This is a genomic window from Streptomyces sp. NPDC031340, assembly GCF_055569945.1.
Window position 1 is genome coordinate 116,311 of record NZ_JBVIIE010000024.1, and the last position, 10,849, is coordinate 127,159.

Sequence of the window (10,849 nt, forward strand, 5' to 3'; positions counted from 1 at the left end):
GCGTTGTGCTCTTTCGTAGTGATGACGAATGCGACCAGGAGGAGGGCCCGTGCAGACCGACATCGATCCGCGCAACCTGATCGGCCGCAAGGCGTTCGACCGCAACGGCACCAAGATCGGCACCGTCGACGAGGTCTACCTGGACGACGCGACCGGCATGCCGGAGTGGGCCGCCATACGCACCGGGCTGTTCTCCCGGGACGCCTTCGTCCCACTGGAGCCCAGCCGACTGGTCGAGGGCGCCCTGCACGTCCCCTTCGACCGCTCCCTGATCAAGGACGCTCCCGACTTCGGCGTCGGCCGCCACCTCTCCCCGGAGCAGGAGCTGCAGCTCTACCACCACTACGGTCTGGACGTGGCCCCGCCGCCCGCCTTCGACGACGCCGACCACGACTTCGGCAGGCTGGCGGGCTCGGACGAGGCATAGGCCGACTCCCCGGCCCCCTGTGGCCCCTCCCCTGCTCCCTGTTCCAGCCCCTCCTGTGGTCCCTCCGCCGGTATCAGCGGCAGCAGCGGTACCAACGGCAACGGATCGGCCGGCTCCAGGCCGGGGTCGTCGACCCGGAACGTCCGCACCCTCCCGGGCTGCGAGCCGGGCGTCTCGAACCGCACGGTCACCCGCCCGAGTCCGCTCCCCTGCACCCACCCGTGCCCGAACTCGGCATGCCGTACGTCGTGCCCCGCGGGCCACCGACGCTCCGCCGGGGCCGTCTGCCGCTCCGCCGGCTGCTCCTCGGGCTCCTCGGGCTCCTCCGTCGGCCCGCTCTCCCGCTCCCGCTCCCCGGCCGCCTGCGCGAACAGGTCCTCCTGCGTGTAGTCGGCCAGCCCGCTCACCCCCACGCCCAGCAGCCGCACACCCCCCGTGGTGTCCACCGACTCCAGCAACCGCGCGGCGGCCTCCCGCACGACCGCCGGATCGTCGGTCGGCCCCCGCAACGTCTCCGAACGGGTCAGCGTGGAGAAGTCGTAGCGCCGGACCTTCAGCACGATGGTCCGCCCGGACAGCCCGGCCGCGCGCAGCCGCTGTACGCAGCGGTCGGCGAGCCGCCGCACCTCCGTGCCCACCCGGATCCGGTCGTGGATGTCGACGTCGTAGGTGTCCTCGACCGACACCGACTTCGCCTCCCGCTCGGCCACCACGGGCCGGTCGTCGCGGGCCAGCGCCATGGCGTACAGGGCGTGTCCGTGGGCCTTGCCCAGCAGCCGCACCAGCTCGTCCTCCCCCGCCTCGGCGATGTCGCCGACCGTGGTGATGCCGGCCCGCCGCAGGTGGTCCCCGGTCGCCGGTCCCACGCCCGGCAGGATCCGCACCGGCATCGGCTCGAGCAGGGCCCGCTCGGTGCCCGGCTCGATCACCACGAGCCCGTCGGGCTTGGCCTCCTCGGAGGCGATCTTCGCGAGCATCTTGCAGGCGGCGAGGCCCACGGACCCGGTGAGCCCGGTCACGCGCCGTATGTCGGCGCGCAGCCGCTCCCCCACCAGTCGCGCCGACGTCTCGTCCCAGGCGGCGTCCCCGGCCTCCAGGTCCACGAACGCCTCGTCCAGGCTCAGCGGCTCCACCAGCGGCGACAGCGCGTGCAGCAGCCCCATCACCTGCTCGCTGATCGCCCGGTAGAGGCCGAAGCGCGGAGTCAGGTACGCCGCGTTCGGCGCCAGCCGCCGGGCCTGCGCCATCGGCATGGCGGAGCGGACCCCGAAGACGCGCGCCTCGTACGACGCGGTGGCGACCACCCCGCGCGGCCCCAGCCCGCCCACGACCACGGCCTTCCCGCGCAGGCTCGGCTTGGCTGCCTGCTCCGCCGAGGCGTAGAAGGCATCCATGTCGAGATGCAGGATCGTGGGCGCGGTTCTCACATGTCCGATGCTGCCTTACGCCACTGACAACGCCGCGGGCGCGCGGGGCGGGTCTCAGACCGCCCGGTTGCGCCGGCGCGCCAGCTCGTCCGCGGGATTGTGTCCGACGAGCGTCTCGCCGGTGTCGACGCGCTCCCCGTGCAGCTGCGACAGCGCGTTCTCCACGTCCCGCCACACCACGCCGACGGCGATGCCGAAGACGCCCTGGCCCCCTTGGAGCAACGCGTGGACCTCGTCGGGAGAGGTGCACTCGTAGACCGTGGCGCCGTCGCTCATCAGCGTCATGCGTTCCAGGTCGCGGAAGCCGCGCTCCCTGAGGTGCTGCACGGCGGTGCGGATGTTCTGCAGCGACACCCCGGTGTCCAGGAACCGCTTGACGATCTTCAGGACGACGACGTCGCGGAAGCTGTACAGCCGCTGTGTCCCCGAGCCGTGGGCGGGGCGCACGCTGGGCTCGACGAGGCCGGTGCGGGCCCAGTAGTCCAGTTGCCGGTAAGTGATGCCGGCGGCCGCGCAGGCCGTCGGACCGCGGTAGCCGATCTCCTCGGACGCCATGGACGTCGCCCCTCCGCTGCTCGGCACGGCCGCCGGTCGCTGCGGAACGTGGTCGGCCGCGCTGCCGTGATGGGGGTATTCCCCGCTCGCACGGAGCCGAGAGCTCGGGGAAGGGTACGGACCGCTCGCCCCGGGACCGTGTCCAGGGGCACCCCCAGCCGTACCGTCGCCGCTGCTTCTCACGCCGACCTCCGTCCTTGACCTGCCTTGTCGACGGTAGGCAGCCACCAGGGGTGCGTCAACGACCGCCACACTCGGCACGCCGAGTGATAATCACCCTAAGAGTGGTTTCCCGCAGCCAACCGCGGGGAAAGGCTAGCCGAATGCGTTCCGGGCAGCCCGCAGGACGCCCTCACCGGCCGCCGGCCGTCACAGGCGGCGGACCCACGACCGGCCCGTGTCAGGCCGCGCACCGGCCCGCGTGGCGCACTGGGGCGTCCGCCTGGCCGGCCACGCCTCACTGGCTGCTGGTGCCGAAGTCCTCCGGCGAGATCTGGTCGAGGAACTCGCGGAACTTCTCCACCTCGTCCTCCTGCTCGTCGGGGATCGCGATGCCGGCGTCGTCGAGCACCCCGTCGCTGCCGTAGATCGGCGTTCCGGTGCGCAGGGCCAGCGCTATGGCATCGGACGGGCGGGCGCTCACCTCTACCCCGCTCGCGAAGACCAGCTCCGCGTAGAAGACGCCCTCACGCAGGTCCGTGATGCGCACTTCGGTGAGCTCCTGGCCGACGGCCTCCAGCACGTCCTTGAACAGGTCGTGGGTCAGCGGTCGTGCGGGGGCCATGCCCTGCTGGGCGAAGGCGATCGCCGTCGCCTCCCCCGGCCCGATCCAGATGGGGAGGTAACGGTCGCCTCCCACTTCACGCAGGAGCACGATCGGTTGGTTGGAGGGCATTTCCACCCGGACACCTACGACATCGAGCTCGTTCACACAGCAACCCTAGGCCGTGCCCGGGACGTTTGGGTAGTCGGGCAGGGAACGGGTGGCCGATCCGGCCGCCTGCGGCGGGTCCGCTCAGGGCAGGCGCACACCGAGCGCGGTCTGCACCAGAGCCGCGTGGAGCCTGACCGTGAGCGCGGCCAGCTCTTTCGTGCGGGCCTCGGCGTGGGCCCTGGTCTGCGGGTTGCGGTGGCGCTTGAGCGGAGCCACCACCTGGTCGATGAGTCCGGCCTCCCGGTCGGCCGAGGCCCGCATCGCCCTGAGGTGCCGCGGCTCGATCCCGAACCGGCCCAGTTCGACGACGAGCGACGCGACGGTGGCCGCCTCGGCGTCGTAGGCGCCGTCCGCCAGCGGAGCGACGAGCCCGTAGGACTCCCACTCCTTGAGTTCCTCTTCGCCGATCCCGGCGGCCGCCAGCAGCTGCTCCCGGCCGATCCGGGCCGCCGTGGGCTGCTCGGCGGCCTCCTGGACGGTCTCGCCGTCCCGCTGCCGGCCGAGCGCGGGCAGCGGCACGGCCTCGCCGCGCTCCATGGCCTCCAGGTGCTCGCGGATCACCTTGAGCGGCAGATAGTGGTCCCGCTGCATCCGCAGGACGTGGCCGAGGCGCTCGACGTCCTGCGCGCTGAACTTGCGGTACCCCGACGGGGTCCGCCGGGGTTCGATGAGGCCCTCCGACTCCAGGAAACGGATCTTGGAGATGGTGACTTCGGGGAACTCCTCGCGCAGCACGTTCAGCACCGTGCCGATGCTCATCAGGCCACTGTCCGTGGCGGCGGCGCCGTGCCCGGCACCGCCGCTCGGTGATCGAAGCATGGACCTTCCCTGGGGGATCCCCCCGGACCGAGTCCGGAGGAGGGTCAGTAGCCCTGCTGGCTCGCGTAGAAGACCAGCCGGTACTTGCCGATCTGCACTTCGTCGCCGTTGTGCAGCGCGACCTGGTCGATCCGCTCGCGGTTGACGTACGTGCCGTTCAGGCTGCCCACGTCGGCCACCGTGAAGGAACCGTCCGCGGCGCGGCGGAACTCCACGTGCCGACGCGAGACCGTGACGTCGTCCAGGAAGATGTCGCTCTGCGGGTGACGCCCGGCCGTGGTCAGGTCACTGTCCAGCAGGAAGCGGCTGCCCGAGTTCGGCCCGCGGCGCACCACCAGCAGCGCCGAGCCCAGCGGCAGGGCGTCCACGGCCGCCTGCGCCTCCGGGGACAGCGCCGGGATCGGCGTCTGGCCGGTGGCCTCGGCGTCGTAGGCCTCGAGACCGGAGATGGAGATCGTGGACGTGGTCTCCGACGGCCGCTCGGCCGACGCACCCGCCCGCAGCGGCGCGCCGCAGTTCGAGCAGAAGCGGCTGTTCTCCGCATTGCGGTTACCGCACCTCGTACACACCAGGGCCGACATAGGGGAAAACCCTCCACCCGTACTTGAGGTTGACGGTTGCCCGAAACCTATGCCGCCGGACTGCGCAGGGTCAACAGACGCCGCGCCCTGGCCACCGGAATTGTCACCGCCCGGACCAGCGACCTGGTCCCGGAACAGCGGGCGCTGGCCCTCCGCATCGGACTGTGCGCGATGGCGGGCGGTCGCGTTCTCGCCGCCCTCTCGCGCGCTCTTGCCGAACAACTTCGCAAACAACTTCACGGGCGATTCCCCTTGACCGAAACAGACCCGCCCGTGGGGCAGGACGAACCCTGACTGCATACGCCGGCCGACCCGGACAACTTCACAACGTCCGTAACCACCAGACAGTTTCCACCACGCGCCACCCCTTCGGTGCGCCGACCCCCCGCAACCTCATGCCCCTGCCGGACGGCCCCCATGCACCGCCGGTTCACTGGGCGGACGACCGAGCGTAGTCAGGCTGCTTCGCAGCTCGCAAGGCGTCCACGACGATCTTGTCCGACCGCTCGACGGTAACGGTGGCCTGCTCCTTCTCGAGGGTCTGCACCACGCCTCCAGGGATGTTGAGGGCCGGCTCCAAGTCCTCCGGCTTGCCGATGACCTTGAAACGATAGGGCGCGTTGATCTTGTTCCCGTCGACGCTCACGCTCTTGCCCGACTCCGTGAGGTACGTGCTCGCGACGACGCGCACGTCGTTGACCTGTATCGCCTCCGCGCCCGCCGCGCGCAGCTCCTGGATCGCGTCCAGCAGCATGTCGGCCTCGACCGTTCCCTTCGTGTCCTCGATGGTCATGGTGATGCCGGGGCCCTGAGCGGCCACCGTGCCCGCCAGGATGCCCAGTTGACGTTCCTTCTGGACCGTCTGTCTGCGTGCCTCCTCGGCCTGGTCCGAGCTGTTCTCCAGCTCGTCGCGCTGCTTCTCGAGTCCCTGCTTCTCGTCTTCAAGACGTTGTGTGCGGTCGTCCAGTTCATCGAGGATGCGGACAAGATCCTCCTGGCGCGCGCCGCGCAGGGCGCTGTCGCTGTCGCTGTTGGAGGCGACCTGCACGGCCAGACCGAAGCCGAGGCCGAACAGCAGCAGTGCGACGATGAGTTGGGCCCGGGTCACGCGCGGCGGCCAGAGCCCCTTCGCCAGCCGCTGCCGTCCCGTCAGCTCGGCCTCGGGGGCGGCCTCGCCCTCGGACGCGTCGTCCGGGGCGCTCTCCGGGGCGTTCCCGGAGGCAGCGGGGGTCCGGGGAGCGGGCGGCGGGGCCGGCGCCGGGACCTCTTCGGGCAGTTCCTTGCGCAGCCTGTTCGCGGACGTCTCGTCCTTGTCGCTCATCGGCCTCACGCCCGGAACACGTGCCGGCGGATCGCCGCGGCGTTGGAGAAGATCCGGATGCCGAGGACGACCACGACGCCGGTGGACAGCTGGGCCCCGACGCCCAGCTTGTCCCCCAGGAACACGATCAGCGCGGCGACGACGACGTTGGACAGGAAGGACACCACGAAGACCTTGTCGTCGAAGATGCCGTCGAGCATGGCCCGCAGGCCTCCGAAGACGGCGTCCAGCGCCGCGACGACGGCGATCGGCAGGTAAGGCTCGACGACCGCCGGAACCTCAGGCCGGACCAACAGTCCGGCCACGACTCCCACGACGAGGCCCAGTACGGCGATCACGATGTGCCCTTCTCAGTCTTCTCGGTCTTCTCGGGTTTCTCGGTGTGCGGCTGTGCTGTGCGCACGATCACACTCGGCGCGGCGGGCAGCCGGAGGTCCCCCTCCACGGAGATGGCGGTCCGGATGCCGTAGTTCTGCTGCAGGGCATGCAGATAGAGCCCGTCGGCGCTGTCCTGGAACCTGGTGCTCAGCTTCTGGCCGTCCCCCACAGCGAGCACCGTATACGGCGGCACGAGTGGCTTGTTGTCGACCAGTATGGCGTCGCCGGCGGCCCTGACGGCCGACAGCGCCGTCAGCCGCTGCCCGTTGATGGAGACCGCCTCGGCGCCGGACTCCCACAGCCCGTTGACCACACGCTGCATGTCCCGGTCGCGCACCCTCCCGGTGTCGGAGAATCCGGAGGTCTCGCGCGGGTCGCCGTCGCCCCCGGTGGTGGCTTCCTTGGCGTCGTTGACGACCAGCTTGACGCCCGGCCCGTGCACCTCCACGGCGCCCGAGAGGACGCCCACCAGCTCGGAGCTGTCCCCGCCGCTCTGCTTGAGGGCCTCCCGCTGCCGCGCGCTCACGTCGCGGCGCAGGTCGTCGACGGAGTTCTCGAGCTTGTCGGCCGCCGCAGTCTCGCGGTCGATCCGGTCGATCAGTTCCTGGCGCTCCTTGGCGACGACCGGGGCCGCCACGCGCGCCTGTGCGGCGCCGACGGTGACCACCAGGGCCGCGAGTACCAGCCCCACCGCCAGCCCGAGCCTGGCCCGGAGGGGTTTCGGCACACCGCCCGCGCCGGCGGCCCGCCTACGGGCGGTCGCCTCGGCGTAGCCGTCGTCGAGGCTGTGGTCCATGACGTTGGTAAGCAGTGACATGGACGCGTCCGGCCGCGAAGGGCGCGTGGGTGTACTCCGAACGGGGGGCTGCTGCGGCATGCCGCACATCGTCGCACGTCGCGCCCGCTACCTCCGAATGGCCCCACCGACGTGCCGGACCGGTCCGTTTCGGGACACGTGTCCGGCACGCCCGCGTGCTGTGTTCCTCAGCGGCCGGCGCTGTCCACCACGGCCGCCCACTCGTCCAGCAGGGCCTGGGCGGACGCGTCGTCGGGACCTTCCGCCCACAGGTGGGTGACGGCCTCGGCCGGGTCCGGCAGCACCATGACCCAGCGCCCGTCGGTCTCCACCACCCGCACCCCGTCGGTGGTGTCCACGAAGCGGTCTCCGGCCGCTTCGACGACCCGCCGCATGACGAGCCCCTTCACGGCCCACGGGGTCGCCAGATCGCGTTTGAGGACGTGCGCCCGCGGAATGCGCGCGTCGATCTGGCTGAGGGTGAGCTGTGTCCGCGCCACCAGCCCGATCAGCCGCACGAAGGCCGCCGTGCCGTCGAAGACGCTGCTGAACTCGGGGACGATGAAGCCGCCCTTGCCGTCGCCGCCGAAGATGGTCGACTCGTCGCCGCCGACCCGGGTCAGGTCGTCCGGCGAGGTCGTCGTCCATTCCACCTGCGTGCCGTGGTAGGCGGCCACCTGCTCGGCGATCCTGGTCGTGGTCACCGGAAGCGCCACGCGCCCGCTGCGCCGCTCGGCCGCCACCAGGTCGAGCATGACCAGGAGGGCGCGGTCGTCCTCGACGATCCGCCCCTTCTCGTCGACCAGCGACAGCCGCTCACCGACCGGGTCGAAGCGCACGCCGAACGCCGCGCCGGAGGACGCGACGATCTCACCGAGCCGCACCAGCCCGGCGCGCCGCACCTCGGCGGTCTCGGTGGGCCGGGACTCGTCGAGACCGGGGTTGACGGTCAGCGAGTCCACGCCGAGCTTGCCGAGCAGACTCGGCAGCACCAGCCCGGCACTGCCGTTGGACGCGTCGACGACGACCTTGAGCCCGGACTCCGAGACCCCGGTCGTGTCGACGTTGCGCAGCAGCGATCCGGTGTACGAGTCGAAGACGCTGGACGGGAAGTGCAGGTCCCCGATCTCGCCGGGGAACGCGCGCCGGTACTCCTGGCGTGCGAACACCCGGTCGAGCTTGCGCTGGCTGGCCTGCGACAGGTCCGCGCCCTGCCCGTCGAAGAACATGATGTCCACGGAGTCCGGCACACCGGGGCTGGTCCGGATCATGATGCCGCCGGCGCTGCCCCGAGCGGTCTGCTGCCGGGCCACCGGCAGCGGCACGTTCTCCAGGTCGCGTACGTCGATGGCGCTGGCCTGCAGCGCGGAGATGACCGCCCGCTTGAGCGCGCGGGCGCCACGGGAGTGGTCGCGGGCCGTCGTGACCGTCGCCCCCTTCTTGAGGGTGGTGGCGTAGGCGCCGGCGAGCCGCACCGCGAGTTCGGGGGTGATCTCCACGTTCAGGATGCCGGAGACGCCGCGGGCCCCGAAGAGGTGCGCCTGGCCTCTGGACTCCCAGATCACCGAGGTGTTGACGAAGGCGCCGGCCTCGATGGTCTTGAACGGGTACACGCGCACATTGCCCTGAACGATCGATTCTTCACCGATCAGGCACTCGTCTCCGATGACCGCGCCGTCCTCGATCCGCGCCGCCCGCATGATGTCGGTGTTCTTGCCGACCACGCAGCCGCGCAGGTTGCTGTGCTGGCCCACGTAGACGTTGTCGTGCACCACGGCCTTGTGCAGGAAGGCCCCGCTCTTGACGACGACGTTGGAGCCGACGACGGTGTGCTCGCGGATCTCGGCGCCCGCCTCGACCTTGGCGTAGTCCCCGATGTAGAGCGGGCCGCGCAGTACGGCGTCGGGGTGCACCTCGGCGCCCTCCGCCACCCATACGCCGGGGGAGATCTCGAAGCCGTCGATCTCGACGTCGACCTTGCCCTCCAGCACGTCGGCCTGCGCCTTGACGTAGCTCTCGTGCGTGCCTACGTCCTCCCAGTAGCCCTCCGCGACATAGCCGTAGATCGGCTTGCCCTCCTTCATCAGCTGAGGGAAGACGTCGCCGGACCAGTCGACGGGCACGTCGGCTTCGACGTAGTCGAAGACCTCGGGCTCCATGACGTAGATGCCCGTGTTCACGGTGTCCGAGAAGACCTGGCCCCAGGTCGGCTTCTCGAGGAAGCGCTCGACCTTGCCCTCGTCGTCGACGATCGTGATGCCGAACTCCAGCGGGTTCGGCACGCGCGTCAGGCAGACCGTGACCAGGGCGCCCTTTTCCTTGTGGAAATTGATCAGCTCGGTGAGGTCGAAGTCGGTCAGGGCATCGCCGGAGATGACGAGGAAAGCATCGTCCTTCAACGCCTCTTCGGCGTTCTTGACGCTTCCGGCGGTACCGAGTGGCTTCTCCTCGTTGGCATAGGAGAGCTCCATTCCGAGCTCTTCACCGTCACCGAAATAGTTCTTGACCAAGGAGGCCAGGAACTGGACGGTTACGACGGTCTCGTTCAGCCCATGCCTTTTGAGCAGCCGCAGCACGTGCTCCATGATCGGCCGGTTGGCCACCGGCAGGAGCGGCTTGGGCATGCTCGAGGTCATGGGGCGAAGGCGTGTGCCTTCGCCTCCGGCCATCACGACGGCCTTCATGTCGGAAGCGTCCTCCTCTAAGAGACGACGGTCTAGCCGACTTCACCCGTCCAGATTGTCGCGCACTTTTTCGCCAGGGGCCATCGAGCCGCTACGACCGCACAATCGGTGAGTTCAATCGGCCATGGCGTCCGCACGAACCAGGCGGCGGACTTGTACCACGTAGAGGACTCCTGCCCACCAGTAGAGGGTTGTACCCCATCCCGCGAAGGCCCATCCGAAAATGGCAGCGAGTGACGAGATCCATCCAGTTCCGTCACTGAGCAGGAGTAGCGGGAAGGCGTACATCAGGTTGAAGGTGGCTGCCTTCCCCAGGAAGTTCACCTGCGGCGGCGGATAGCCGTGCCGTCTGAGGATGCCCACCATCACCAGCAGAACCAGCTCCCGCGCCAGAAGTGCAGCGGTCAACCAGAGTGGCAGAATCTCGCGCCAGGTCAGGCCGACCAAAGTCGAGAGAATGTAGAGCCGGTCGGCGGCCGGATCCAGCAGCCGGCCAAGGCTGCTGATCTGGTTCCAGCGCCGCGCGAGCTTGCCGTCCAGGTAGTCGCTGATCCCGCTCAGAGCCAGCACCAGCAGCGCCCAGCCGTCGCTCTTGGGTCCGCCGAACTCGGGCCGCAGAATCAGCCACAGGAAGAGCGGTACGCCGACGAGCCGCGCCATGCTGAGGATGTTGGGGATGGTGAGGACCCGGTCCGTCTGGACGCGTGTCTCCTGGACCTCCACCCGGGGGCCTCCTGTGGGAAACGAACCGACGATGCTCCCCGACCCTACCTCAACGCAAAAAAGCTCCGGCTCCCGGGCATGATGCCCGGGAGCCGGAGCTGTAAAAGGAGTTCGGCGGCGTCCTACTCTCCCACAGGGTCCCCCCTGCAGTACCATCGGCGCTGTAAGGCTTAGCTTCCGGGTTCGAAATGTAACCGGGCGTTT

At 70.0% G+C, this 10,849-nt stretch carries 11 protein-coding genes and 1 rRNA gene; 1 reads left to right on the forward strand and 11 read right to left on the reverse strand.

All coding sequences use genetic code 11. The annotated features are described in order from the left end of the window. Positions 1–49 precede the first annotated feature (49 nt). Complete coding sequence (locus ACZ5GT_RS20500) at positions 50–427, forward strand: PRC-barrel domain-containing protein (RefSeq protein ID WP_469026344.1); 378 nt, start codon at positions 50–52, stop codon at positions 425–427. Here ACZ5GT_RS20500 and ACZ5GT_RS20505 read toward each other — a convergent pair. The 11 genes from ACZ5GT_RS20505 to rrf form a co-directional block, all read right to left on the reverse strand. Continuing rightward, positions 343–1,854, reverse strand: coding sequence for a DNA polymerase IV (locus ACZ5GT_RS20505; protein ID WP_469026347.1), 1,512 nt, complete (start codon positions 1,852–1,854; stop codon positions 343–345). The genes ACZ5GT_RS20500 and ACZ5GT_RS20505 overlap by 85 nt on opposite strands. A 54-nt stretch (positions 1,855–1,908) precedes the next feature. Then, positions 1,909–2,592, reverse strand: a complete 684-nt coding sequence (locus ACZ5GT_RS20510) for a MerR family transcriptional regulator (RefSeq protein ID WP_360754631.1) — start codon at positions 2,590–2,592, stop codon at positions 1,909–1,911. Between the two features lie 274 nt (positions 2,593–2,866). Then, a complete protein-coding gene (locus tag ACZ5GT_RS20515; RefSeq protein ID WP_004002801.1) occupies positions 2,867–3,340 on the reverse strand; it encodes a bifunctional nuclease family protein in 474 nt (157 codons plus the stop codon). An 84-nt stretch (positions 3,341–3,424) separates the two neighbouring features. After that, complete coding sequence (gene ftsR / locus ACZ5GT_RS20520; protein WP_469026353.1) at positions 3,425–4,162, reverse strand: transcriptional regulator FtsR; 738 nt, start codon at positions 4,160–4,162, stop codon at positions 3,425–3,427. Between the two features lie 44 nt (positions 4,163–4,206). After that, positions 4,207–5,043, reverse strand: coding sequence for an FHA domain-containing protein (locus ACZ5GT_RS20525; RefSeq protein ID WP_469026360.1), 837 nt, complete (start codon positions 5,041–5,043; stop codon positions 4,207–4,209). A gap of 130 nt (positions 5,044–5,173) precedes the next feature. After that, positions 5,174–6,064, reverse strand: coding sequence for a DUF881 domain-containing protein (locus ACZ5GT_RS20530; protein WP_469026364.1), 891 nt, complete (start codon positions 6,062–6,064; stop codon positions 5,174–5,176). A 5-nt stretch (positions 6,065–6,069) separates the two neighbouring features. After that, complete coding sequence (locus ACZ5GT_RS20535) at positions 6,070–6,402, reverse strand: small basic family protein (protein ID WP_003988855.1); 333 nt, start codon at positions 6,400–6,402, stop codon at positions 6,070–6,072. Next, complete coding sequence (locus tag ACZ5GT_RS20540) at positions 6,399–7,319, reverse strand: DUF881 domain-containing protein (protein ID WP_469026368.1); 921 nt, start codon at positions 7,317–7,319, stop codon at positions 6,399–6,401. Before ACZ5GT_RS20540 ends, ACZ5GT_RS20535 begins: the two co-directional genes overlap by 4 nt. A gap of 107 nt (positions 7,320–7,426) precedes the next feature. Beyond that, complete coding sequence (locus ACZ5GT_RS20545; RefSeq protein WP_360754645.1) at positions 7,427–9,922, reverse strand: mannose-1-phosphate guanyltransferase; 2,496 nt, start codon at positions 9,920–9,922, stop codon at positions 7,427–7,429. 114 nt (positions 9,923–10,036) lie between these two features. After that, a complete protein-coding gene (locus ACZ5GT_RS20550) occupies positions 10,037–10,645 on the reverse strand; it encodes a CDP-alcohol phosphatidyltransferase family protein (protein WP_324787318.1) in 609 nt (202 codons plus the stop codon). Between the two features lie 109 nt (positions 10,646–10,754). Then, positions 10,755–10,849, reverse strand: a 5S ribosomal RNA gene (rrf, locus tag ACZ5GT_RS20555); the annotation flags it as partial.